The sequence below is a fragment of the Bacillus sp. JUb11 genome, from assembly GCF_024807925.1.
Lineage (GTDB): Bacteria > Bacillota > Bacilli > Bacillales > Bacillaceae > Bacillus > Bacillus altitudinis.
Window position 1 is genome coordinate 500159 of record NZ_JANUEZ010000001.1, and the last position, 25906, is coordinate 526064.

Genomic DNA, 25906 nt, shown 5'->3' on the forward strand with positions numbered 1-25906 from the left:
AATGGAACAAACAGGTGAAATCACGGTGAAGTGAAGGAAAGTAGATCACCTAAGGAGGCAAGCGAATGGCTGATTCTCAAAAGAAGGGGCGAATCATTTTTCATATTGATATGAATAGTTTTTATGCATCGGTAGAAATGGCGTATGATCCTTCTTTGAGAGGGAAACCTTTAGCCATTAGCGGAAATGCAAAAGAGCGCAAAGGGATAGTTGTGACCTGCAGCTACGAGGCAAGAGCACTCGGGGTGAAGCCGCCGATGCCACTCTGGGAAGCGAAGCGGCTATGTCCGGGACTGATTGTGCGTACACCCAACTTCGACCGGTACCGCAGCTCCTCACAAGAAATGTTTACCATACTAAGAGAATATAGTGACTTAGTTGAACCCGTTTCAATTGATGAAGGCTATATTGATTTAACCGATACACCTTATGCTGAGCATGCCGTGAAAACCGCTCATGATATTCAAACGAGGCTCGTAGAAGAGCTCATGCTTCCTTCGAGTATTGGCATTGCACCAAATAAATTTCTAGCGAAGATGGCATCTAATTGGAAAAAGCCAATGGGCATTACCATTTTGCGTAAACGAGATGTCCCGACAATGCTCTGGCCGCTCGCTGCAGGTGACATGCATGGGGTTGGACAGAAAACGGCAGATAAGCTGAAAACCATCGGAATTCATACAATTGAAGATTTAGCGAAAGCGAATGAATATGCGCTGAAAGAGTTATTAGGCATCAATGGACCGAGATTAAAGCAAAAGGCAAACGGAGAGCATGACGGCATTGTCGATCCAGAAAGAATATACGAATTTAAATCTGTCGGCAATTCTTCCACTCTTCCTCACGATTCTGATGATACAGATGAACTCGTCTCATTAATAGAGAAACTGTCGCAATCGGTGAGTGCCAGATTACGAAGAAAAGAAGTGATGGCAAACCGGCTACTCATTATGATTCGGTATGCAAGCTGGAAAAATATCACACGGAGCGTCACACTCACGAATCCAACTGATCGAAAGGAAGATCTATTTGAGGCGGCAAAGCAGCTATTCCTAAAGCATTGGAATGACCAGCCAGTAAGACTTTTAGGCGTGACGGGGACCGATCTTGTGGAACGAAAATCAGCCGTCAAGCAACTTGATTTATTCTCTTATACAGAAGATGCAAAAGACGAACCGCTCCAATCTCTTTTAGACGGACTGAAAGAAAAATACGGTAAACCACTCATTCAAAGAGGAGTGACCATTAAGGAAAAAGAGAGCAAAACAAGTGGTACAAGTTTTAATAAAGACTTTTTTCAGGACGAAAGAGGAAATGACTAGCCTGAAAACTTGATAAAAGAGGTGATGTTGTGGTAATTTCAAAGGGTACATCATTTCAGCAGTAATCAATATAGTGTGTTAGAAGGGACGTCAGAATTATGTCAAAACAACAAATCGGTGTCGTTGGACTAGCCGTTATGGGGAAAAACCTTGCCCTAAATATTGAAAGCCGCGGTTTCTCCGTGTCCGTTTATAACAGATCTAGCAGCAAAACAGAAGAGTTTCTTCAAGAATCACAAGGGAAAAACGTTGTAGGCACATACAGCATTGAAGAATTTGTTCAATCGCTTGAAACGCCGCGTAAAATTCTTTTAATGGTAAAAGCAGGTGCAGCAACAGATGCAACCATTCAATCATTACTGCCTCACCTAGAGAAAGGTGACATTTTAATTGATGGTGGAAATACATATTACAAGGATACACAAAGACGTAACCAAGAGCTTGCGGAAAGTGGTATTCACTTCATTGGTACAGGTGTTTCTGGCGGTGAAGAAGGCGCACTTAAAGGTCCTTCTATCATGCCTGGCGGTCAAAAAGAAGCGCACGAGCTAGTGAAACCAATTTTAGAAGCCATCTCTGCGAAAGTAGATGGTGAGCCTTGTACAACGTATATCGGTCCAGATGGAGCAGGACATTATGTCAAAATGGTTCATAACGGTATCGAGTACGGAGACATGCAATTGATCTCTGAATCATACTTTATCTTGAAGCATGTCGCTGGTTTATCAGCAGGGGAGCTTCATGAAGTATTCTCAGAGTGGAATAAAGGAGAACTTGACAGCTACTTAATCGAAATCACAGCTGACATTTTCACAAAAGTGGACGAAGAAACGAACCAGCCGCTAGTAGATGTCATCTTAGATAAAGCTGGCCAAAAAGGAACTGGAAAATGGACAAGCCAAAGCTCACTTGATTTAGGTGTCCCGCTTCCAATCATTACGGAGTCTGTTTTCGCTCGTTTTATTTCTGCGATGAAAGATGAGCGTGTGGAAGCAAGTCAATTAATTCAGGGGCCTGAGCCAACTCAATCAGCTGAAGATAAACAAGCATTAATCGAAGCTGTTAGAAAAGCTCTCTTCATGAGTAAAATCTGCTCATATGCACAAGGTTTTGCGCAAATGAAAGCAGCGTCTGATGAGTATAACTGGGATTTGAAATACGGTGAAATTGCGATGATCTTCCGTGGTGGATGTATCATTCGTGCAGCCTTCCTGCAGCAAATCAAAGAAGCATATGACCGTAACCCTGAATTGAAAAACCTATTGCTTGATCCTTACTTCAAGGATATCGTAGAAAGCTATCAATCATCACTTCGTAAAGTGATTTCACTTGCAGTAGAACAAGGTGTTCCTGTTCCTTCATTCTCAAGTGCACTAGCTTACTTTGATAGCTATCGTACAGCTGTCCTTCCAGCTAACTTAATTCAAGCACAGCGTGACTACTTCGGCGCACATACGTATGAGCGCACAGATAAAGAAGGCGTCTTCCATACTGAATGGATGAAATAAGTATAAAACCTCAAAAGACCTTACCTTGGTAAGGTCTTAGATTGTTGACAAAGGGCTAAAATGAACTTGATTTTAGCCCTTTGACTTCTTTTTAGCGTGATAGAAAACCTTTGCAGGCTAGGAAGGCCGAGTACTGGAGCGGAGCGAATTTGACATTCGTGAGCACCAGCACGCAGGACTGACACCGAATGCGAGGGTTTGTCTACACGCTGTGACCTTACCTTTGGTAAGGTCTTTTTTGTGTTTACATCTATTCGGCTAAAAATCCGAAAAAGAGGGATGCTAAGTAAAAAAGAACAGAAAGTAGGGATAGAAGTGGGCATTTTATATGCACTTCTCCCAGCGATATTTTGGGGAAGTATTGTTCTCATCAGTGTCAAACTTGGCGGGAACGCCTATCAGCAAACACTCGGCATTACCCTCGGCGCTTTTTTGTTTTCAATCGGCGCCTATTTGATCAAAATGCCGGAACTGACACCGCTTATTTTTGCGGTTTCCGTTATCTCTGGGATCTTTTGGAGTATTGGGCAAATGAATCAGCTATCAAGTGTCGCCTTTCTAGGGGTGTCAAAGGCTGTTCCTTTATCAACGGGTATGCAGCTTGTGAGCACGACATTATTTGGTGTCATCGTTTTCAAAGAATGGCAGACCATGACGGTCATACTTATTGGTTCTTGTGCCATTTTATTTATTATTGCTGGCGTTGTCATGACATCCCTCGGTCAAAGAAAGAGTGGCGGGAACGAAGGCGGCAATTTTAAAAAGGGAATCATCATTTTGCTCATCTCAACCGTAGGCTACGTCGGATATGTCGTCATTTTAAGATGGTTTCATATAGATGGCTGGTCTGCGCTCGTTCCGCAATCTGTCGGCATGCTGCTTTCATCGTTAGCGATTAGTCTAAAGCAAGACCCGTTTAGCAAATATACGTTCAGAAATATCATTGCTGGTCTTGTGTGGTCGACAGGAAATCTAGGGCTTCTTTTGGCGATTCCACTCATTGGCGTAGCAGTAAGTTTTTCCATGTCTCAAACAGGAATTGTCATCTCGACTTTAGGCGGTATTTATTTATTAAAAGAGAAAGCATCTAAAACAAGCTTTGTCATTGCAGGCTGCTTGATGATTATCGCAGGCGGTGTGCTGCTAGGTTTTACAAAATAGGAGGTTTAAGCGAATGTATCCAGATTTGGAAGGGAAAACAGTTCTCATCACAGGAGCAGGTACAGGGATAGGTCAGGCGATGGCGCGCCGGTTTGGACAAGAAAAAGCCAATGTAGTGATCAATTATTTCTCAGATAAAGAAAACCCGGACGACACGATTGCTGAGATTCAAAAAAGTGGCGGACAGGCTGTCAAAATTCAAGGGGATGTATCAAAAGAAGAGGATATGAAGGCGATGATTGATCAAGCTGTCAATACATATGGCAGTCTTGATGTCATGATCAATAATGCAGGAATTGAAAATGAAGTTCCTTCAACTGAAATGACGCTAGATAACTGGAACAAAGTGATGTCCACCAATTTAACAGGTATGTTTTTAGGGTGCCGTGATGCACTGAAGTATATGACAGAACACGGGATCGAGGGGTCGATTATTAATATGTCGTCGGTCCATCAGCAAATTCCGTGGCCTCATTTTGTCCATTATGCAGCAAGTAAAGGAGGCGCCAAGCTTTTGACGGAAACGCTGGCACTAGAATATGCCCCTAAAAAAATTCGCGTAAACAGCATTGCACCAGGCGCAATTGATACCCCGATCAATGCCGAAAAATTTGATGATCCAGCATTGAAAAAGGGAGTCATTGAGCTGATACCGATTGGTTATATCGGAAAACCGGAAGAAGTGGCAGCATGTGCTGTCTGGCTTGCATCAAAAGAGGCGAGCTATGTGACAGGGTTGACGTTATATGTAGACGGCGGTATGACCAAGTACCCTGGATTCCAAGCAGGAAAAGGATAATCGTGATGATCACGGGCTGGGCTCAGAGGATAACACAACACCAAATTATGATCTAGTATGTGCATGTGAAGACTAGTGAAAAGCGTGTGTATAAACATTCACACGCTTTTATCCGTTTATACGCCCTATTCAAATATGCTCGTTTCTTTTACAGGCTTTACACAAATTTTGATTGCAAAGATATGAATAGATTCGAAAAGTAGCAGCAAAAGACGTTTACCTATCCATCAAATTGAGTGGGAATAGCATCTGTTTCCATCTCGGGGCAGTTACTTCTCATGATTTATGGGTTTTTGAATGAGCTAAGTCATTAGCACTTATTTTAACAAAGTTCTCAAAGACTGTCTTCTGAAGAAGAAGCTACTTTATGGTTCATTCGGAGAGTATTTTTTAAAAGAAAAGGGGTCTCGTTCATATCTGGATGAGATCTCTTTTGTTCTGAAAGCTTGATGTGAGTATTGATACGGTCATTTTTAAAATAAAATACATACATATAAAATTAAATGTCTAGACATTTAAAAATAAAAATATATAATATTAACTGGAAGCGCTTTTATTACAACAATGGGGTGAGAGAAATGAAACGTATTTTATTAGCATGCAGTTCAGGTATGTCTACGAGTTTACTAGTCACAAAGATGAAGGCACATGCTGAGTCTATAGGGGAGGAAGCAGAGATTTGGGCAGTCGGACAAGACCAAGCGAAAAAAGAAATGGCACATGCCGATGTTGTATTAATTGGACCGCAAATGAGCTTTTTAAAAGGGGATCTTCAAAAAGAAGCTCAAAAATATGGGATTGAAGTAGAGGTCATCGATATGCAGGCGTATGGGCTAGCAGATGGACAAAAAGCGTATGAACAAGCGGTTTCATTGATGGGGGAATCTTAAAGGATGGAAAAGAAAACACTCGAAGGACTCACGGAAGAACAAATCAGTTTTCAATTGATCTTACACAGCGGAAATGCACGAAGCAAATTGCTTCAATCTCTTAAACAATTTAGAGAAGGTCATGAAACAGTAGCATCTGACCTTCTCAAAGAAGCGGAAGATGACTTGCGGAATGCACATGATATCCATTTTCAGATGGTACAGCAAGAGGCAAGCGGAGAAACGATTTCATTCTCCTTGCTGCTCATGCATGCCGAAGATCATTTCATGTCAACGATGACAATAAAAGAGCTTGTGGGAGAGCTCTTACCGATATTGCAATCACTGAAACAATAAAGGGTGTAAACAAGGGGGGAAACCAATGTTTGATAAAATAAGTGCGATTTTGGTTCCGATTGCTGGGAGATTGAACAATAATCGCTATCTAGGGGTATTAAGGGATGCCTTTATGCTTGCGTTCCCATTAACAATTTTTGGTTCCATCATGGTCGTATTAATGAATTTGCCATTTTTAGATAAGATCATGAGTCAAACAGCACTGGAAGGTGTTCAGTCTGCACTGAATATTGCACCTAGTGCGACCATCAGCATTATGAGTGTGTTTGTTGTATTTGGGATTGGCTACTATTTATCGAAAAGCTATGATGTGGAAGCTGTCTTTGGCGGTGTGATCGCTTTAGCCTCTTTTCTGCTCCTTACGCCATTTTTACTAGAACAAGAGGGCGGTGCATCCATTGCAGGCGTCATCCCAGTCGATCGTTTAGGCGCAAAGGGAATGTTCCTTGGAATGATCACAGGCTTTTTGTCAGCTGAAATTTATCGCTATTTTGTCCAAAAGAAATTTGTCATCAATATGCCGCAAGGGGTTCCGCCAGCTGTTTCTAAGTCTTTTGCTGCACTTATCCCGGCTACTTTGACACTCACAACCTTTTTACTGATCAATATCATCATTACACAAGGGTTCAAAACCAACATGCATGACTTGATTTACAATGCGATTCAGGCGCCGCTTGTCGGACTTGGAAGCGGTATCATTCCGACCTTGATCGCTATTTTCTTTATACAAATTCTTTGGTTCTTTGGGCTCCACGGCCAAATTATTATTAACTCTGTCATGGACCCGATTTGGAATACATTGTCCATTCAAAATCTAGAAAGCTACACAAAAACAGGTGAGGTTCCGAACATCATCAGCAAGCAGTTTATCGAAATCTATACAGTGGGTATGGGTGGAACCGGTATGACGCTAGCTGTTGTGTTTACGATTTTAATTTTTCTTAAAAGTAAGCAATTGAAACAAGTAGCAAAGCTCGGCTTAGGACCAGGTTTATTTAACGTCAATGAACCCATTATCTTCGGTTTACCGATTGTGATGAACCCACTTATTCTCATTCCATGGATTTTGGCGCCAATGGTGATTACTTGTATTTCTTATTTTGCGATGGCCACAGGTATTGTGCCGCCTCCGACAGGCGTGAATATTCCTTGGACAGTCCCGATCTTTATTAGCGGAGTCATGGCAACAAATTCATTAGCGGGCGGTCTGCTTCAGCTGTTTAATTTAATGATTGTGTTTGTCATTTGGTTCCCGTTCCTAAAATTTATTGATCGTATGAATGTGAAAAATGAAAAAATAGTCACGACAGAAAAAACGAAACAAACAAACATCAAAGGTGAAGGAGACTCAATACATGTCGATGGAAACTAACAGTCAATCATATACATTTCCAGAAGGTTTCTGGTGGGGATCTTCTGCCTCTGCTACGCAAACAGAAGGCAGTTATCCAGGAGATGGAAAGGGACCGAACATTTGGGATCACTGGTTTGAAAAAGAGCCGAATCGTTTTTTTCAGGGCGTCGGTCCAGGTGTCACCTCGCAATTTTATCGTAAATACAAAGAGGATATCCGCCTCATGAAGGAGATTGGGCACAACTCGTTTCGTCTATCTATTTCATGGTCACGCCTTTTACCTGAGGGAAAAGGGGCTGTTAATGAAGAAGCTGTGGCTTTTTACAATGATGTGATCAATGAACTGATAGCGAATGACATTGAACCGTTTGTGAACTTGTATCATTTTGATATGCCAATGGCGTTGCAGGAGACGGGAGGATGGGTAAACAGGCAGGTCGTAGACGATTATGTCAGCTATGCGACATTGTGTTTTCAGCTATTTGGCGACCGGGTGAAAAAATGGTTTACCCATAATGAGCCGATTGTCCCTGTAGAGGGTGGATATATGTATAGCTTCCATTATCCAAACGAAGTTGATTTCCAAAAGGCAGTGCAAGTTGGATTTCATGAGATTTTATCAAATGCTAAGGCCATTGCGGCTTATAAAGAGATGAAGCAGGATGGGAAAATAGGCATTATCCTGAACCTTACTCCTTCGTATCCGCGAAGCCAGAATCCGCGGGATGTCGAAGCAGCTGAGATGGCTGACGCCTTCTTTAACCGGTCCTTCCTAGATCCAGCAGTGAAAGGACATTTCCCTGAAAAGCTGGTGGACGTGTTAAAGAAAGAAGGATTGATGCCGGCTATGGAGGAAGGAGACCTTGAACTCATTCAAGAGAACACGATCGACCTTCTCGGCATCAACTATTATCAGCCAAGAAGAGTGAAAGCAAAGGAACATATGCCTCACCCTGATGCACCATTTATGCCAGATCATTATTTCGATTCTTTTGAAATGCCGGGTAGAAAAATGAATGTGTACCGCGGCTGGGAAATCTATGAAAAGGGTATTTACGATATATTGAAAAAAGTCCAGACAGACTATGGGAATATTGAATGCTTTATTTCTGAAAATGGAATGGGTGTTGAAGGAGAAGAGCGGTTTCAGGATGAAGAAGGAATGATTCATGACGATTACCGCATTGATTTTATTTCTGAGCATCTTAAATGGGTGCATCAAGCCATTCAAGAAGGAAGTCATGTAAAAGGCTATCATCTGTGGACGTTTATGGATAATTGGTCATGGTCGAATGCCTATAAAAATCGCTATGGATTTGTCTCAGTGGACCTTGAGGAAGACGGGAAACGTACCATCAAAAAAAGTGGCTACTGGTTTCAATCGGTTTCAGAGAATAATGGTTTCTAATCAAGATACTTGCTCTTTCCTTGAAAAGGGCAAGTATTTTTCTTATGTAAAGATGAAAGGGGTGAAATGAAAGTGGCTCGAACCTTTTAAGCGCACTAGGCTTAGTGTAGAATGAGAGGAAGGCTAGAAAGCACTATAATAGGATATGAAAAAACAAGTCAGTTGGTGGTGTGAGATGACAAAGTACGAACTCATTTCAGAAGAAATTAGAAAAAGAATAGGAACAGCATATTATCCAGAAGATCAACCCATTCCAGATGAAAACTCGCTTGCCGCTGAATTTAAATGCAGCAGAATGACGATGAAGCGTGCGCTCGATCTTTTAGTGGCGGAAGGTCTGCTCTTTAGAAAAAGAGGTCATGGCACATTTATTGTGAAGGCAGCACTAAATCAAGGTGCGATCAACGTATCAGGTCATGAAAATAAAGGGTTCACGAAAGTGATGGCAGATAAAAACGTGACGAGCCAAATCATTCGCTTTGATGTGCATTTTCCAAGTGAAGAGGTGGCAGCTCATTTATCCATTGACTCAAGCACACCCGTCTATGACATTATTCGGCTCCGTTTGGTAGAAGAAGAGCCATATGTATTAGAAAAAACCTTTATGCCTGTCAATGTCATTAAGGGAATAGATGAACAGGTTTTATTGGGTTCCATCTATAGCTACATTACAAACACACTGCAATTAAAAGTAGCAGGAGCGCACAAAAAAATTAGAGCGGCTAAATCAGATCAGCTTGATCAGCAATATTTAGGCTGTGACCCTACGGATCCGGTGCTAGAAGTGGAGCAGGTGGCTTATTTAAACACAGGCCGGCCGTTTGAATATTCCTTTAGCCATCATCGCTATGATAAATTTGATTTTTCAACGGTTGAAATTACGAAAACACGACTTTAAAAAAAGAGCAGAACCCCCTCAATCGGGAGACTGCTCTTTTTTTGTTGATTTTATATATTCCACCAGTGATATCCATCTTTTTCAAGAAGCTGATCTGCTTCTTTTGGTCCCATAGAACCAGCAGGATAATTTGGTTTTAACGTTTTGGTTTCAGCCCATTTTTCTGAAATTGGATCAACAAAGTTCCAAGACAGTGCTACTTCATCCCAGTGGGCAAAGTTTGTTGCATCACCTAGCAAACAGTCATGAATTAGCTTTTCATACGCTTCTGGTGTATTCATGATGTCGTTGTAATTTGTTTGATAGTCAAGCTTAATTGGTTTAGCATACGTTCCGCCATCAAGCTTGCGAGCATTCAGGTGAAGGGTGATGCCTTCGTCTGGCTGAATGTGAATCACAAGTAAGTTTGGATGCATGGAATTCCCGTTTCCGTAGTACAGGTTCATCGGAATGTCTTTAAATTGCACCACGATTTGAGTGGATTTCTTTTCTAGACGTTTTCCTGTACGAATGTAAAATGGTACCCCGGCCCATCTGAAGTTATCGATGAGAAGTTTTCCTGCAACAAATGTTTCTGTGTTGGAGTTTGGGTCCACATTATGCTCTTCAAGATAGGAAGGAACCATATTGCCATCAATCGTTCCTGCATCATACTGTCCGCGGACAAAGAATTGATCCACTTCATCTTTCGAGAATGGACGAAGCGCACGCAATGCTTTCCGTTTTTCGCTACGGATTTCCTCTGTATTGAGCTTAATCGGTGGCTCCATGGCTAGTAGTGCAACCATTTGAAGCATATGGTTTTGTACCATATCTCTCAGTGCACCAGAACTCTCGTAATATCTAGCACGGTCTTCGACACCTAATGATTCACTCGATGTGATTTGAATGTTTGAAATATAGCGGTTTGTCCAAAGCGGTTCAAAGATCGCATTCGCAAAACGAATTACCTCAATGTTTTGCACCATCTGTTTACCAAGATAGTGGTCAATACGATAAATTTGATCCTCTGTAAATGCATCTCGGATCTCTTCATTTAATGTTTTGGCACTAGGCAGGTCATGACCAAACGGTTTTTCAATGACAAGTCGAGACCATCCAGTCGTTTCTGATACGCCTTCACTTTTTAAAAACTTCGCAATGGTTCCGAAGAATTCTGGTGCCATCGCTAAATAGAACATCCGGTTATTCGGGATACTGTATGTATCTTCAAGACCAGAAAGAAGCGTGTTCAGTGCTTGATAGGAAGCAGGGCTTGAGACATCAAAATCATGGTAATAGAAATGAGAAATAAATTCCTCTGCTTTTGCTTCTGCATCATCAGAAGAGACCGACTCTTTTACCACAGCTCTTAGGTCTTCATGAGACCAAGGACGACGTCCAACACCTACAACGGCGAATTGATCTCCAAGCTTTCCGCTATGATAAAGTCTATGTATAGAAGGGTAGAGCTTGCGTTTTGCAAGGTCTCCTGTTGCGCCAAAAATGACAATGACTGCTTTTGGATAGTTAGTTTCTGTATTCACGAAAAGTACCTCACTTTATTCGTAGCATTGTTGTAAAAACCGAGAATGTATGTACATTTTCTTTATTTTAAAGGTTCATTGTTCGTAAAGCAAACATTTGATTCGACTTTTTCTGCCCGAGTTTGACTTTTTTCAAAAATTCCGCTGAATTCACATTTATCCTGTCTTCATGTATTCTATATGAATGAAGAGATTGTATACCGGCTGTAGGAGGAAATCGTAATGGAACTGCTCTTTTTAGGAACAGGTGCAGGCATTCCTGCAAAAACAAGAAACGTCACTTGCACTGCGCTGAAGCTTTTAGAAGAGAGAAAAGCCGTGTGGCTTTTTGATTGCGGAGAAGCGACGCAGCATCAAATATTACATACAACGATTAAACCAAGAAAAATTGAGAAGATCTTTATCACGCATATGCACGGTGATCATGTATATGGTCTCCCGGGTCTGCTTGGCAGCAGGTCCTTTCAAGGCGGAGAGGATGAATTGACGATATATGGTCCAAGCGGCATTAAAGCTTTTGTAAACGCGGCACTTTCAGCGACACAAACGCATTTGACTTATCCGCTGCATATCATAGAAATAGAGGAAGGGATCGTTTTTGAAGATGAGACCTTTCAAGTAGAAGCAAGACGAGTGTCTCATGGGATCCCAGCTTACGGTTATCGGGTCGTGGAAAAAGATGTACCCGGCGCACTAAAAGCCGAAGACCTAAAAAAAATCGGTGTAAAACCTGGACCTTTGTATCAGAAGTTGAAAAATGGGGAAACCGTTACACTCGAAGATGGAAGAATGATTGATGGAACCGATTATTTGGAACCCCCTAAAAAAGGGAGAATCGTTGCATTTTCAGGAGATACCCGTTTGTGCGAGAATATAACAAGGCTTGCCAAGAATGCGGATGTGTTAGTCCATGAAGCAACATTTGGGAAAGAAGATGCAGAACTAGCCTATAATTATTATCACAGTACGACAGAACAGGCAGCAAAAACAGCGCAGGAAGCAGGCGCAAAAAGACTGATTTTGACCCATATTAGTGCACGGTACCAAGGGGAAGAGTCACTGAAACAATTACTCAAAGAAGCCCGCGATATATTCCCGCTGACTGAAGCTGCACATGATTTCTTTTCTTTTCCTATTGACCGTACCCTGTAAAAATTGGATGAATCGTCAAAAAAAGTTGTGTGATTTTTTTGATATTTATGATGACGCTCTTTTTCAGGTAGTGGTAAAATGGTGAAGAAAAAACAAATGACGAATTACACTATGAAGAATACGGGAGGCACAATCAAAGATGAGCGGTTTTACAGCGTTAAGTGAAGCAGAATTAAATGACCTATATGCAGCACGACAAAAAGAATATGAAACGTACAAAAGTAAAAACTTACACTTAGACATGTCTAGAGGGAAACCTTCACCAAAACAGCTCGATTTATCTATGGGCATGCTCGATGTCGTGACATCAAAGGATGCAATGACAGCTGAGGATGGTACAGATGTGCGAAACTATGGCGGCTTGACAGGCCTTCCTGAAACAAAGAAATTTTTTGCAAGTGTGCTCAATCTGAAGCCAGAACAAATCATCATTGGCGGTAATTCTAGTCTGAATATGATGCATGACACAATTGCACGTGCTATGACTCACGGCGTATATGGCAGCAAAACACCTTGGGGAGAGCTTCCAAAGGTAAAATTCCTTGCACCAAGCCCAGGATATGATCGTCATTTTGCCATTTGTGAGCATTTTAACATAGAGATGATTACGGTAGATATGAAGTCGGATGGACCTGACATGGATCAGGTGGAAAAATTGGTTGCAGAAGATGAAGCCATCAAAGGGATTTGGTGTGTACCGAAATATAGTAACCCTGACGGCATTACGTATTCAGATGAGGTTGTTGACCGTCTTGCTTCTATGCAGACAAAAGCAGACGACTTCCGTATTTTTTGGGATGATGCCTATGCAGTCCACCATCTAACAGATACGCCTGATACGTTAAAAGATATTTTTCAAGCAGTAGACAAAGCAGGACATGCAAACCGTGTGTTTATGTTCGCCTCTACTTCTAAAATTACGTTCCCAGGCTCAGGTGTTGCACTAATGGCATCTAGTCAGGACAACGTCAGCTTTATTCAAAAACAGCTATCAGTTCAAACCATTGGGCCAGATAAAATCAATCAATTAAGACACCTTCGTTTCTTCAAGAATCCAGAAGGATTGAAGGAACATATGAAAAAGCATGCAGCGATTATTAAGCCGAAATTTGACCTCGTTCTTTCGATCCTTGATGAAAAGCTTGGTGGAACAGGCATCGCTGAGTGGCACAAACCAAATGGCGGATATTTTATTAGCTTAAATACACTCGATCATTGTGCAAAAGCTGTTGTGCAAAAAGCGAAAGAAGCCGGTGTGACACTAACAGGTGCAGGGGCGACATATCCTTATGGAAACGATCCGCTTGATCGTAACATCCGTATTGCGCCAACGTTCCCAACACTTGAAGAACTAGAGCAGGCGATTGACATCTTTACGTTATGTGTTCAGCTTGTCAGCATTGAAAAGTTGCTGTCTGAGAAAAGTCAATCAGCACCAACGGTATAATGAAAAAACTCCTTGACTGATGTCCGGTCAAGGAGTTTTTGTTTTTAGTTAGCTGTTTGATAATAAGAGACAGGCTGTTTTGCTGCACACCACACATCATAAATCGCAAGCTGCACAATATGTGGTTCATCGTGATGAATATAGTGCGAGCTGTTCTGCGCCTGAATCCATCCGCTTTGGGATGACAATGTGAGCATTCGTTTATGAAGCCTGAGCCAAGCTTCATGTGCTGGATGAAACAAGCGGCTTTTGCCTGATGAAATGACAAGAAGGGGCATCATCCCATAATGCGTTTGCTCCTCTTTGATCGTACGCAGCATTTGCTCAAAGTCCTCATGTGTACATTCTGCTGTGAACTGCGCCATATATGAAGTGCGTTCTTCCTTTGATAAGAGCGGCAGAATGACCTGTTCTTGCTCCTCACTTGCTGGGTCTAGAAGGACCATACCGATAACATCTTCTTTTCTGCGGCTTGCCCATAAGCGGCTGACAAGAGAGCCAAATGAGTGCGCCACAATGAGAAATGGCGGCTGAATATTGGCTTGATGCAAGAGTGTATCTAAATCATCCGCAAGATCATGCAAAGTTCTTCCTTCTTTGCTTTTACTGCTTTTTCCATTACCTAAACGGTCATATAAGAAAACACCAAGCTCTGGGTCAATATCACGAGCGATATTCGCCCACGTATCGCCTGAAATTCCATATCCTGCTTCAAAAATAATGGTGGCTTGCTTTTTTCCTTGACGATGCCTTGTATAAAAGTGATGTCCATCTATATGATACGTTCTTTCAATCAATGCCGAGTTCATTCTTCCATCTCCTCTAAGTGGTTCTTTAGCTAAAAGACGGCACAAAAGGCAAAGATGTTTCTCTTAAAAACAAAAAAGATGCCTATTTCAAAAAATAGACACCTTTTTGCTTAAAGATGTTACCAAGCGCGATCGTATTGGCGCGGGCTTTCGATGGATGTACGAAGCTCTTTAGCGGCTGTTTTTGGGAAATACGGATCCCGTAAAAATTCTCTGCCGATAAAGATCAAGTCAGCACGCTGATTTTGTAAAATTTCTTCGGCCTGTACACCAGATGTGATCATACCAACAGCGGCTGTTTGGATGCCGGCACCTTCTCTTATTTTCTCAGCAAAGGTGACTTGGTAGCCGGGGAATGTTTTAATACTGGCTTGCACCACAGCGCCTGAGCTCACATCAATTAGATCGACTCCTTGCTCTTTCAGCCATGCGGCAATGCCAATATAATCTGCAATATCTAGTCCTTTTGTTGTGTAATCAGAAGCGGATACACGGACAAATAATGGTCCATCCCACACTTCATTGACTGCATCAACAACTTCTCTCAAGAAGCGATAACGATTTTCTGGTGAACCGCCATATTCATCTGTCCGGTGATTGGCAAGCGGTGAGAGAAATTCGTTAATCAAATAGCCATGCGCACCATGAATCTCAATGATGTCAAATCCAGCTTTCTTGGCGCGGACAGCGGCATCTTGAAACGCCTGAACGGTGTCTTTTATTTGATCGATAGACATCTCAAGAGGTGTTTTAGATTGTTCGTTAAATGGAATGCTGGATGGAGCAAGAATGTCACCATCTAGCTCAGCCTTGCGTCCTGCATGGGCTAGCTGGATGGCCGTTTTTGTTCCGTACGCTTTGATTTGTTCGTTTAATGAGGCAAATCCTTCAATGTGCTCATCACTCCAAATTCCGAGGTCCTGATCACTAATTCTTCCCTCAGGTGAAACAGCACTTGCCTCGACCATAATTAATCCGGCCTGACCTTGCGCACGGGAAATATAATGTGCAAAGTGGAAAGGCTGTAATTTTCCATCACGGTCATAGGATGAATACATACACATCGGGGACATGACGATGCGGTTTTTGAGTGTGACACCTTTTAATGTCCAAGGTGAAAAAAGCTTTGTTTCCAATTACCTTCGCCTCCTCATAGAATGGTATAGCCGATTATAACAGTCATTCAAACATTCGTCATAAAAGGTGCTCAAATCATATAGCTTTTGAACATGATTTTGTATAATGAAAGATATGGACATCAAAGGGGGATAAACGGATGAAATGGCAAACGGAAAGTGAACTAAAGGAGCTACTCACAGCTCTGATGCAGTATGAAAGCATATCTGGTACAACGGGAGAAGTCGCATTAGCGGAATATTTATATTACTTGCTGAGGGAGCGGCCATATTTTGAGCAGCATCCTGATCACTTGGCTTTGCATCCAATGAAAGATGGCCGGTATTTTTTAACGGCACTTGTCAAACGAAGTACGCTGCCACGTACTGTTTTACTCCTCAGCCATTTTGATGTCGTCGATACAGAGGATTACGGAGAATTTCAAAATATGGCGTGTAAGCCCGAAGAGTTAATGGCGTCCTTTTCTCAAAAAAGTGCACTTCTTCCAAAAAGGGCAAGAGAGGATTTAGCTTCAGGTGACTGGCTGTTTGGACGAGGGTCTATGGATATGAAAGCAGGCCTGACCGTCCAGCTTTCCATGCTGGAAAGAGCGATGGCGGGGAGGTTTGAAGGAAATATTCTGCTCGTCACAGTGCCAGATGAAGAAGTGAATTCACAGGGGATGCTGGAGGCTGTTCCGAAACTAAAGGAGCTCAAGCAGAAGTATGACCTTGAGTATACCGCTTGTTTAAACAGTGAGCCGATGTTTGAAAAGTATCCCGGGGATGCGCACCAATACATCTATACAGGTAGTATAGGGAAGGTACTTGCGGGATTTTTCTGCAAAGGAATTGAAACACATGTAGGTGAGCCCTTCTCAGGATTAAATGCAAATTTTATGGTATCTGAATTAAACAGGCTGTTAGAACTGAATAGTGATTATTGTGAGGAAGTAGATGGTGAAGTGACACCGCCTCCGACCAATTTGATGCAAAAGGATTTGAAAGAAGCTTACTCTGTTCAAACGCCTCATACGGCTGTTTCTTTATTTAATGTGCTGATGATGAACCGCTCTAGTGAAGAGCTTCACGGGCTCCTCTATGAAACTGCGAAACAAGCAGCAGCCCAAATCGAAGCCAATCTCAAACAGAAAACCGCTGCATTTCAACGCTTTAAACATTTTACACCCATCGATACAAACATCACGGTGTTAACGTATCATGAGCTGTACGAAAAAGCTGCTGAACGATCCGGCAAGCAGGAGGTCGAGCGAATTGTCAACTACGCCTTTGCCAACCGGGGTGAGCTTGGGGATCGTGATTTTTCAACCAAAATTGTATCGGAACTGACGACCCTTTGTAAGGAAGATGGAGCACTGATTGTGTTGTTTTATAGTCCGCCATTTTACCCATCAGTTTCTTCAACAAACGATCTGCATATTCAAACGACCTTAAAGAAGATTCAAAGAGAAGCAAAAGAGATCTATGGAATCGAAGTAGAAGAAGTCAAATATTTTCCTGGTTTATCTGATTTAAGCTACTTACAGCTTGAAAATCAAGATATAGCCGATTATACAGCCAACATGCCGCTATACCAAAAAGGCTACTCGTTACCACAAGGAGAAAAAGAAGCTCTTAACGTTCCTGTCATCAACGTTGGTCCATTAGGAAAGGATGCGCACAAATGGACAGAACGGCTGCATGTCCCATTCTCTTTTGGCGTTTTGCCATCGCTCTTACAATCAACAATTCATGCTTTACTAGAAAAGAATTAAGTGAAAGCTCTATCGTCATGATAGGGCTTTTCTTTTTGATTTTAATCACCTTCTGTCTAAAGAAATAGAGTATGATATAGAATGATACTTACATATATTTGAAGGGGGATTGTGAGAGTGAAAACAGGAGTACTAACAAAAACAGAGATCATGACATCACTTCAAGAGAGTTTGCGTAAGCTTGAGGAGTTATTATGGACATGTGATGAGGCTACATTAGATGAATCTTTTGGGGAAGGCAAGTGGTCGATTAAACAAATTGTTGGACATTTGTATGATACAGAAGAAGTCTGGTCAGAGCGGATAGAGCAGGCAATATCAAATGAGCACACGCTTTTCGCATCATATGATCCAGAGATATATGTGAAGGGAAGAGCTTATGAAACGTATACAGCACAAGAGGTCAGTGCATTGATCGAGCGCTTAAAAGAGAGCAGAAACAAAACACTACAACTATTAGAAAAGGATACATGGGATTTTTCTGGCCTCCATCCTGAAGAAGGGGTGATGACAGTCCAAATATTAGCTGAAACCATTGCTTTACATGAAATTCATCACCTCGATCAAATCAAAGCCATTATGTCCATGAGAGCATCGAGTGATAGATGAAAAGCACCTGTCATCAAGGCAGGTGCTTTGCTCTCTTACTTATACGTACTCGCTGAAAACATGTCGTTTAATTCTGCTGCGCGTTTTGTCGCTGTTTTCACACAATCGACAATCGCTTCTTCAAATTGATAGGAAGCAAGGGTATTCAGTCCTGCTTCTGTCGTTCCGCCTTCGCTCGTAATTTCTTTGCGCAGTTCAGCAGGTTCCTTTCCGCTATCCTGCAGCATGTTAGCAGCCCCTGCAATCATTTGACAAATGAGCAATTTCGCTGTCTCTTGGTCCATCCCAAGTTCCGATGCACCTCGCTCCATTCCTTCAATCAAATGATAAATAAAGGCAGGACCGCTGCCTGCAATGGCTGTGACCGCATTCAGCTGTGATTCATCTAAAACCGTCACATGACCGATCGTTTCAAACAGCTGAACTGCTTTTTCCTTTTGCGCCTCTGTGACTTCATCACTGACAGCAATGCCAGTAGCTGATTGTTGTATGGCTGCTGATGTATTTGGCATCGCACGAACCACCGCCGTTTTTGCGCCAGCATAATGCTGAATGGTTTCAATAGAAATGCCCGCTAAAATAGAAATAATCAGCTGTCCATTTAAATGGGGCCTTACTTCAGAAATGCCACTTTCCGCATCTTTTGGTTTTAAAGCAAACACCAGCATATCGGCTTCTTCATAAATAAAGGAACGAGCGAAATCTGTTTTGACTCCATAACGTGCATTTAATTCTTCTAATCGTTTTTCATTTGTTTTATTTGTGACAATGATATCTTCATTTGACATAATGCCGCTCTTTAAAAGACCTTTAATCATAGACTCGGCCATTGAGCCTGCACCAATAAATCCAATTTTACTCATAAGCTGCTCCTCCTTGTAGAAAATAAAAAAACCTCTCGTCTGCAAAGGACGAAAGGTTTTTCGCGGTACCACCCTCAATTAGCATGCAATGTTGCATACTCAGCTCTAGTCCCTTAACGCGGGAAACGTTTAGGTTTGCCTAACAGCTCAAAGGGCAGGTTCAGCAAATAAGAGGATGGTGAAGTCTTACAGCCGGTGGACCTCACTCTCTTGCATCGTTATTTTGCTTACTAATCCTTGTCATCGCGCATCTTATATTTGTTGTTCATTATGCAACGATGGACAAGTTTGTGTCAATAGGGATAGATAAAAAAATTGACCATCTAAACCGCATGACAGTCTGCCCTTTGCAAGATACAATGAATAAAGAAGAGTGAGTTCAGATGATCTATGAGTCAAAAATCAGGAGATGACGTATAAAAGTGAAAGAAGAAATGATTCAATTATCCATCCCCACACCGTTTGCGGTGGGGGATGTCCATGCATATGTATTAAAAGGCGATGCCGTGACCTTAGTCGATTGCGGACCGATGACACAAGAGGCGCAGCATGCCTTTGTCACGCAATTAAAGGAACATCATTTATCAATAGATGATATTGATCAAGTGGTTTTGACACATCATCATGCAGATCATGTCGGTCTTTTAGATCTGATGAAACCCCATGTCCGTGTCATCGGACACGAGTTGAATGAGCCCTATATTAGTCAGGATGAAGCGTTTAAACAGCGTCAAATCCATTTTATGAATGATTTTTTTCAGCAGTTAGGTGTGCCGCTTCGTCAAGGTGAGTGTGAAAGAATTGTGAGGCAGTCCTATACATATTCATGTACGGCACATGTCGATGACGTCATAAAAGAAGGCGATCGTTTGAAGGGACATGAGCACTTCCAAGTGCTAGAGACCCCGGGACATGCACAATCTCATCTTTCTTTTTTAGATGAAACAACAGGGAATTTCATCGGCGGTGATCTGCTGCTTACGACCATTTCTTCCAATCCGTTAATGGAAGCGCCAATGAAAGGAACAGAACGTCAAAAATCGCTGCTTCAATATAAAGCATCACTCAAGCGTTTATTGCATTTGCCCATTCAGGCGATTTATCCAGGGCATGGCCAGCTCATTACCTCTCATCACGAATTGATCGAAGAAAGATTTAAAAAACAGGAAAAACGGGCCAATACGATGTATCAGCTGCTTCAACGAAAGGAAATGACCGCCTTTCATCTTTGTCGCACCCTATTTCCGGGCCTGTATGAAGAAGCATTATTTCTGACAATGTCTGAGACAGTCGGACAGCTTGATGTGCTTTTAGCGGCTGGACAAATTGAAGAAGTGCAAAAAGACGGAACCCTCTACTATCGAGCAAATGAAGGAGTGAAATAAATGGGGCGACTAACAGGAAAGAGAATATGGATTACAGGTGCTTCAGGCGGTATTGGTGAAAAGATGGCGTACTTGGCAGCAGCCGAAGGAGCAGAAATCATTGTGTCGGCAAGACGAATTGAAAAGCTCACAGGTGTACAAGAAAAGATTATAAGTGCTGGCGGCGTATGTCACATCGTTCAGCTTGATGTCAGTCAGCTTGAGGACATTGATCAAGCCTATCAACAAGTGGGTGCTGTTGATATTTTGGTGAACAATGCCGGCTTTGGTGTGTTCGATCTCGTCGAAGACGCATCCATTGAGGAAATGGTGTCGATGTTTGAGGTCAATGTCTTTGGTTTAATTGCCTGCACAAAAAAGGTCCTTCCTGAGATGAAACAAAGAGGGAAGGGACATATTATCAATATAGCGTCACAGGCAGGCAAAATTGCCACCCCTAAATCCGCCATCTATTCCGCATCAAAACATGCGGTTCTCGGATTTTCAAACAGCCTCAGAATGGAGCTGGCAGACAGCGGGATTCATGTCACAACCGTCAATCCAGGACCGATTGCCACAGACTTCTTTACCATTGCAGATCGCAGTGGTGAATATGTGAAAAATGTTGATTTTATGATGCTCAGTGCTGACAAGGTAGCAGGGAAGGTCGTATCCGCCATGATGACAAAAAAAAGAGAGATTAATTTACCAGGATGGATGAATGCTGGCAGTAAATTGTATCAATTATTCCCGTTTTTATTTGAAAAAGCAGCACGTAAAGCGATGATGAAAAAATAACAAAAAAAGAAACCGGTCACAGGCTGGTTTCTTTTTTTGTTTGATGGGGCTTAATATTGGTGACGCTAAAGACATTGCCATCAACATCTTCGAAGCTAAAACCGCCTAAGTTTGGGTCAGCTAATATTTGAATAACCGATACGGTCACTTCATGCTCGCTTAAATACTGGTGAAAGTTTTTTAAATCCTTCACAAATAGATCAATCATACTATGCCGAACTCCTGTAAAAGAGTTCATAAAGTAGATTCGTTTCTCGTGTTTTGTTTTGACGAGATAAAAAGAAGGTCCCTCGCCATGGGTAAAAGTGAGCATGGCGGCTTCTTCTGATTGATGTAGAACGATCATCTCTAAAATCTGTTCATACCAAGAGACAGCCCGGGTGATATCAGTCACAGGAATTTCAATAGTAGCAATTTGTTGAATGGTCAATGGCTTCACTCCTTTTTCTATATTCGTCTTGCCGCTTGCTGAAGTGGATCCCATACACTGTTAAAAGGAGGGGCATAGCTAATATCTAAATCTTCAAGGTCTGTCACAGTCAGCCCTTGATAAAGAGCAGTTGCCATGACATCAATTCGTTTATCAACACCTTCTTTACCGATGATTTGTGCGCCAAGCAAGGTGTGATCATCGCTTCTGTAAATCAGTTTCACTTTTATTTTCTCTGCATCTGGGTAATATCCAGCGTGGTCAGTGCTGTCGATGGTGATGGTGGAGAAAGGAAGGCCTGCGTGTTTTGCTTCTTTCTCTGATAAACCCGTTCGCCCTGCCGTCACGTCCATAAATTTCATCACCGCTGTGCCGGTTACGCCTTGAAACGCGCGGTTTGTTCCTGTCATATGAAAACCTGCGATTCTTCCTTGTTTATTTGCTGTCGTGCCGAGCGGAATATAGTCCAGTTCCTTTTTGATACGGTGGTAGGTCGCTGCGCAGTCACCAGCCGCATAGATATCTTGTACATTCGTCTGCATGTATTCATTCACAACAACTGCACCATTTTGAAGACGCTGAATTCCTGTGCTGTCTAAAAAGGATGTTTGCGGAGTGACGCCAACGGCAATGATGACCATATCTGTTTCAATGGTCTGTTTGTCTGTTTGAACAGCTGTTACATGTGTCTTGCCCTTTAACTTTTGCACTGTTTCACCAAGTACTACTTGAATGCCTTGATTATCCGCTTCTTCTTTCAGATACTTTGCCATATCGGGGTCAAAGCCTGGGCCAAGTGTTGCACCCCGCTGAATGATATGAACGTCTTTGCCTAGCCCTTTTAAATTTTCTGCCATTTCTAAGCCGATATATCCTCCGCCGATGATCGTGATATGTGTGACGTCTTTTTTTAGATTGTCTAAAATAGACAGCGCATGCGGGATTGTTTTTAATACGTGGACACCTTCTAATGAATGACTGTCTAGATCAAGTGTGACGGGGCTTGCTCCTGTCGCAATTAACAGGCGGTCATACGTTTCTGTAAAGGGCTCTTTTGTTTTAGAATGAATACCCGATACTGTTTTTTGCTCCGGGTCAATTGAGGTCACTTCGTGTAAGCATCTGGCATCAATTCCGTATTTGTCACGAAAAGTGTCAGCGCTACGTGCGATGAGTTTTCTGTGATGATCAATGAGACCGCCGATCAAGTAGGGGAGTCCGCACTGTCCATATGAGAAAATCTCTCCTTTTTCAAAAGCTACAATTTGCGCGTCTGGATCCTCTCTATATATTTGCATAGCGCAGCTCATTCCTGCTGCATCTCCGCCAATCATCACATATTTCATTTGGTGTGCTCCCTTCTATCTATCAAACTGAATACTCTTATTTACCCTCATTTTCCTTTATTTAATGCTTTTTTTTTTCGCAAAAGAAGCAAACTTTCGTTGAAAAATAAAGACAGCGCCTTCATTTTAAGCTACAATCGGATTATCGTCTTTTTGGTTATGAGTTTAGTTTAGATTGGTGGGAAAGACTTTGGGTGACGAACGACTAGATTTTAATACACTATATACACGCCATACGAGAGAGGCATGGGCCGCTCTTGGAGAATATATGCCGGTATCTGTTTCAGAAGAAGAAGTGAGAGCACTTCAAGGATTAAACGACTACTTATCGCTAGAAGAAGTGCGAGATATTTACATACCGCTTATTCGGTTTCTGACATTACATGTCTTTGCAGAAAAACAAAAAAATCAGCATGTCAATGCTTTTTTAAACTACCCGCATCATGCGAAAATCCCTTTTTTAATTGGGATTGCAGGAAGTGTGGCCGTCGGAAAAAGCACGACAGCACGTATTATTGAAACACTTTTATCAAGGCTTGGAGATGGGCTGAAGGTGAGTCTCGTAACAACGGACGGCTTTTTGTATCCTCAAAAAGAGTTAAAAGATCGGGGGCTGATGGAAAAGAAAGGCTTCCCGGAAAGCTATGATGTTAAAGCGCTACTTTCGTTTTTAAATGAATTAAAATCAGGGAAACAAACTGTGCATGCACCTGTATATTCACATCTGACCTATGACCGTCTTGAAGGGGTGTATGAAACAGTAGAAGATGCAGATATTGTCATCATTGAAGGGATCAATGTGTTGCAATCACCGGCACTGGATGATCTGAAGGATGAGCCGCGCGTGTTTGTATCAGATTACTTCGATTTTTCGATTTATGTAGATGCCGCTGAGACGCAAATTCAATGCTGGTATAAAGAACGGTTCCGTTTGCTGCGGGAAACAGCCTTCCAAGACCCTGAATCTTTCTTTCATCAATACAAAGATTTGACGGATGAAGAAGCAGATCAGATGGCAAGCACGATTTGGAATACAGTGAACCGGCCAAATTTATATGAAAATATTTTGCCGACAAAATATAGAGCCGATTTGATTTTAAAAAAAGGTGATCAGCATAAGGTGGAAGAGATCGCCATCCGCAGGGTATAAAGAAAACCGCTCAAATTGAGAGCGGTTTTTTTTAATGACCTCCACTTACTTTCACAGCCACGGCAGCCGCTGTTCGTTTTTTTAGGCGATAGTATCCGATAAGTAAAAACGGAACGCCTGCAGCGGTGACAATCGCCAAGACTGAAAAAATAGAAAGGGGATGGGCTACGCCAAATAAGTCAATACACAATCCTCCGACAAACGGTCCGACGACGCTGCCGAGCTGAGAAAACCCCATTGCGCCGAAGTATGATCCTTTCACTTCAGGTTTTGCAATATTGTCTACAAACAGATCCATCATCGCAAAGAGCAGCACTTCACCAATCGTAAACACGACAATGATAAAAGCAAGCGTGCCGAGACTTTGTGAAAAAGCAATGGCAAACAAACTGCCTGCTAGAAGCACGTTCCCAGTCGTTAACGACAAAATCGTTGAATAGCGCTTAGCGATCATAATCAGCGGGTACTGAACGACAATGACAACCACTGCGTTTAAGGATAAAAGATACCCAAACAGTTTAGGGCCATCCTCAATCATAGGGGATGCCGATAAATATTGAGGCAGTGTTGAGCTTAGGTGTGAATAGCCAAATGAACATAAAGTAACGCCAATGAGGATGATGCTAAAGACCGTATCTTTCTGAATAATGGAAAGAGCTTTTTTGACGCCGATTTGTTTGGTGCTTTCTGGAGCAGCCACTGGATGCTTTTGAAATTGCCATGCCAGCGTTAACCCGTACAACAAGTAAATGAGGGCAGCGACGAGAAATGGAAAAGTCGTTTTTGATGACCCGAGATATAAGCCAAGCAGTGGGCCGAAAATGACACCAATGTTAATGGCCGTATACCGTAAGTTAAAGACAAACAACCGAATGCTCGATGGGGTGACATCGGATAAGAGTGCTTTAGACGTTGGTTCAAACAGCGCCCGGCACAGTCCATTTAAAGCATTCATAAAAAAGAAGACCCAAATGGCATCTGCAAACGCGAAGCCAACAAAGACAAGTGTCCAGCCAAAGATGGATAAAAGCATGACCTTTTTTCTGCCGATTCGGTCGGAAACATAGCCGCCGTAAAAACTCGCAACAATCCCAATAAGAGAGCTGACGGCAATGATCAATCCAGCTGAAGAGGCTGAGGCGCCTTTGACTTGTGTCAAATAAACGGCTAAAAAGGGAATGCTCATGGATGTCGCCATTCGGCCAAATATCGTGCCGATGATGATCGTCCAACTAAGTGGATGTAAAGTGCGTAAGTTATTTTTCATGCTGTGTCTCCCCTGAGTTTGTAAGATGTTCCAATCATACATGAAAAATTGTGCAAATTAAATACACAATTTGATGGAGGAGTCATCCGTCAAATGACAGAGAAGCTTGAACTGTTCCGTTCATTCGAAGAGCATATGCCTCGTTTTCAAGGTTTTAAGCCTTGATGGGTCATAATTTTTTCAGAAAAACGAAGCGTGTTTTTCAATGATCATGTTTTCGTTTTGCGAAAATCAATTGAGATCGATGGCAATAATTTGATGTAAGGAAAGGTTTAGAACATCTTCGTCATTCACGATTTTCATTTGGCGTGTTTCATAATGAATGGCTTTCACCCAGCCCCAAAACTGTGCTTTCATGCCTGATGAGACATATGTCACGCAAATCGCTTGATCCTCGGTAATCGACTGTGTGATCAAAACATTCATTTCCTCTAGCTGATCGGAGCTGAGCGGTAGAGGTGTATATTCTTTTTTCTTTCGTTTTTGAGCAAGTAGTTGCTCCCGGTGCTCTGGTAGCATCATTCGGCTTGATTCCCACATGATGTTGTATCCAGGTGTTAATTTATTGGGATTCATGCT

General features: G+C 42.2%; 24 protein-coding genes and 1 other annotated feature. Of the genes, 16 read left to right on the forward strand and 8 right to left on the reverse strand.

Annotated features, from left to right (window positions below; genetic code table 11):
* Nucleotides 1-65: 65 nt before the first annotated feature.
* From M2369_RS02620 to M2369_RS02660, 9 genes are all read left to right on the forward strand, one after another.
* Nucleotides 66-1322: a DNA polymerase IV gene (locus tag M2369_RS02620; RefSeq protein ID WP_159145796.1), complete on the forward strand. Its 1257-nt coding sequence runs from the start codon at nucleotides 66-68 to the stop codon at nucleotides 1320-1322.
* 98 nt (nucleotides 1323-1420) lie between these two features.
* Nucleotides 1421-2830: an NADP-dependent phosphogluconate dehydrogenase gene (gene gndA / locus M2369_RS02625; protein WP_025207592.1), complete on the forward strand. Its 1410-nt coding sequence runs from the start codon at nucleotides 1421-1423 to the stop codon at nucleotides 2828-2830.
* Between the two features lie 315 nt (nucleotides 2831-3145).
* Nucleotides 3146-3991 (forward strand): GRP family sugar transporter, encoded by an 846-nt coding sequence (locus tag M2369_RS02630; protein ID WP_201297802.1) that lies wholly within the window; start codon nucleotides 3146-3148, stop codon nucleotides 3989-3991.
* A 13-nt stretch (nucleotides 3992-4004) separates the two neighbouring features.
* Complete coding sequence (locus tag M2369_RS02635; RefSeq protein WP_041091776.1) at nucleotides 4005-4790, forward strand: glucose 1-dehydrogenase; 786 nt, start codon at nucleotides 4005-4007, stop codon at nucleotides 4788-4790.
* 578 nt (nucleotides 4791-5368) lie between these two features.
* A complete protein-coding gene (locus M2369_RS02640) occupies nucleotides 5369-5680 on the forward strand; it encodes a PTS sugar transporter subunit IIB (protein ID WP_017367558.1) in 312 nt (103 codons plus the stop codon).
* A gap of 3 nt (nucleotides 5681-5683) precedes the next feature.
* Complete coding sequence (locus M2369_RS02645) at nucleotides 5684-6016, forward strand: PTS sugar transporter subunit IIA (protein ID WP_017357943.1); 333 nt, start codon at nucleotides 5684-5686, stop codon at nucleotides 6014-6016.
* Nucleotides 6017-6041: 25 nt separating this feature from the next.
* The gene (gene celB / locus M2369_RS02650; protein WP_259253368.1) at nucleotides 6042-7388 is read left to right on the forward strand and encodes a PTS cellobiose transporter subunit IIC; all 1347 of its coding nucleotides are present in this window, start codon (nucleotides 6042-6044) and stop codon (nucleotides 7386-7388) included.
* Entirely contained in the window at nucleotides 7372-8778 is a 1407-nt protein-coding gene (locus tag M2369_RS02655) for a glycoside hydrolase family 1 protein (RefSeq protein WP_058336670.1), read from the forward strand. The genes celB and M2369_RS02655 overlap by 17 nt, the downstream gene beginning before the upstream one ends.
* A 175-nt stretch (nucleotides 8779-8953) precedes the next feature.
* On the forward strand, nucleotides 8954-9676 hold the full coding sequence (locus tag M2369_RS02660) for a GntR family transcriptional regulator (protein WP_039165887.1): 723 nt from the start codon (nucleotides 8954-8956) through the stop codon (nucleotides 9674-9676).
* A gap of 50 nt (nucleotides 9677-9726) precedes the next feature.
* Here the strand turns inward: M2369_RS02660 and zwf are convergent, their stop codons facing one another.
* Nucleotides 9727-11202 carry a glucose-6-phosphate dehydrogenase gene (gene zwf, locus M2369_RS02665; RefSeq protein ID WP_058336671.1) on the reverse strand — a complete coding sequence of 492 codons (1476 nt, stop codon included), beginning with the start codon at nucleotides 11200-11202 and terminating at the stop codon, nucleotides 9727-9729.
* Between the two features lie 222 nt (nucleotides 11203-11424).
* On the opposite strand from zwf, the gene rnz reads away from it, so the two are divergent.
* Nucleotides 11425-12354, forward strand: a complete 930-nt coding sequence (gene rnz, locus M2369_RS02670; protein ID WP_039165882.1) for a ribonuclease Z — start codon at nucleotides 11425-11427, stop codon at nucleotides 12352-12354.
* A gap of 139 nt (nucleotides 12355-12493) precedes the next feature.
* Nucleotides 12494-13801 (forward strand): aspartate aminotransferase type Ic, encoded by a 1308-nt coding sequence (locus tag M2369_RS02675; RefSeq protein WP_039165881.1) that lies wholly within the window; start codon nucleotides 12494-12496, stop codon nucleotides 13799-13801.
* Between the two features lie 44 nt (nucleotides 13802-13845).
* Here M2369_RS02675 and M2369_RS02680 read toward each other — a convergent pair whose 3' ends face one another.
* Both M2369_RS02680 and namA read right to left on the reverse strand, forming a co-directional pair.
* Nucleotides 13846-14610: an alpha/beta fold hydrolase gene (locus M2369_RS02680; protein WP_058336673.1), complete on the reverse strand. Its 765-nt coding sequence runs from the start codon at nucleotides 14608-14610 to the stop codon at nucleotides 13846-13848.
* 119 nt (nucleotides 14611-14729) lie between these two features.
* Entirely contained in the window at nucleotides 14730-15746 is a 1017-nt protein-coding gene (gene namA / locus M2369_RS02685) for an NADPH dehydrogenase NamA (protein ID WP_058336674.1), read from the reverse strand.
* A gap of 140 nt (nucleotides 15747-15886) precedes the next feature.
* Here namA and M2369_RS02690 point away from each other — a divergent pair, with 140 nt between their 5' ends.
* Complete coding sequence (locus tag M2369_RS02690) at nucleotides 15887-17500, forward strand: M20/M25/M40 family metallo-hydrolase (protein ID WP_058336675.1); 1614 nt, start codon at nucleotides 15887-15889, stop codon at nucleotides 17498-17500.
* A 117-nt stretch (nucleotides 17501-17617) separates the two neighbouring features.
* Complete coding sequence (locus M2369_RS02695) at nucleotides 17618-18109, forward strand: DinB family protein (RefSeq protein ID WP_039165869.1); 492 nt, start codon at nucleotides 17618-17620, stop codon at nucleotides 18107-18109.
* Nucleotides 18110-18144: 35 nt separating this feature from the next.
* Here the strand turns inward: M2369_RS02695 and proC are convergent, their stop codons facing one another.
* On the reverse strand, nucleotides 18145-18972 hold the full coding sequence (gene proC, locus M2369_RS02700; protein ID WP_024718913.1) for a pyrroline-5-carboxylate reductase: 828 nt from the start codon (nucleotides 18970-18972) through the stop codon (nucleotides 18145-18147).
* A gap of 41 nt (nucleotides 18973-19013) precedes the next feature.
* Nucleotides 19014-19225 (reverse strand) — a binding site (T-box leader).
* Nucleotides 19226-19394: 169 nt separating this feature from the next.
* Between proC and M2369_RS02705 the strand changes: the two genes are divergently transcribed.
* Both M2369_RS02705 and M2369_RS02710 read left to right on the forward strand, forming a co-directional pair.
* Complete coding sequence (locus M2369_RS02705) at nucleotides 19395-20357, forward strand: MBL fold metallo-hydrolase (protein WP_259253373.1); 963 nt, start codon at nucleotides 19395-19397, stop codon at nucleotides 20355-20357.
* On the forward strand, nucleotides 20358-21134 hold the full coding sequence (locus M2369_RS02710) for an SDR family NAD(P)-dependent oxidoreductase (protein WP_058336677.1): 777 nt from the start codon (nucleotides 20358-20360) through the stop codon (nucleotides 21132-21134).
* A 16-nt stretch (nucleotides 21135-21150) separates the two neighbouring features.
* On the opposite strand, the gene M2369_RS02715 is transcribed toward M2369_RS02710, so the two are convergent.
* Both M2369_RS02715 and M2369_RS02720 read right to left on the reverse strand, forming a co-directional pair.
* Nucleotides 21151-21573: a VOC family protein gene (locus M2369_RS02715; RefSeq protein WP_259253386.1), complete on the reverse strand. Its 423-nt coding sequence runs from the start codon at nucleotides 21571-21573 to the stop codon at nucleotides 21151-21153.
* A gap of 8 nt (nucleotides 21574-21581) precedes the next feature.
* Nucleotides 21582-22910 (reverse strand): CoA-disulfide reductase, encoded by a 1329-nt coding sequence (locus M2369_RS02720; protein ID WP_259253374.1) that lies wholly within the window; start codon nucleotides 22908-22910, stop codon nucleotides 21582-21584.
* A gap of 190 nt (nucleotides 22911-23100) precedes the next feature.
* On the opposite strand from M2369_RS02720, the gene coaA reads away from it, so the two are divergent.
* A complete protein-coding gene (coaA, locus tag M2369_RS02725; protein ID WP_008342294.1) occupies nucleotides 23101-24060 on the forward strand; it encodes a type I pantothenate kinase in 960 nt (319 codons plus the stop codon).
* Between the two features lie 31 nt (nucleotides 24061-24091).
* Here the strand turns inward: coaA and M2369_RS02730 are convergent, their stop codons facing one another.
* On the reverse strand, nucleotides 24092-25327 hold the full coding sequence (locus M2369_RS02730) for an MDR family MFS transporter (protein WP_259253375.1): 1236 nt from the start codon (nucleotides 25325-25327) through the stop codon (nucleotides 24092-24094).
* A gap of 231 nt (nucleotides 25328-25558) precedes the next feature.
* Complete coding sequence (locus tag M2369_RS02735; RefSeq protein ID WP_017367544.1) at nucleotides 25559-25903, reverse strand: YolD-like family protein; 345 nt, start codon at nucleotides 25901-25903, stop codon at nucleotides 25559-25561.
* Between the last annotated feature and the right edge of the window lie 3 nt (nucleotides 25904-25906).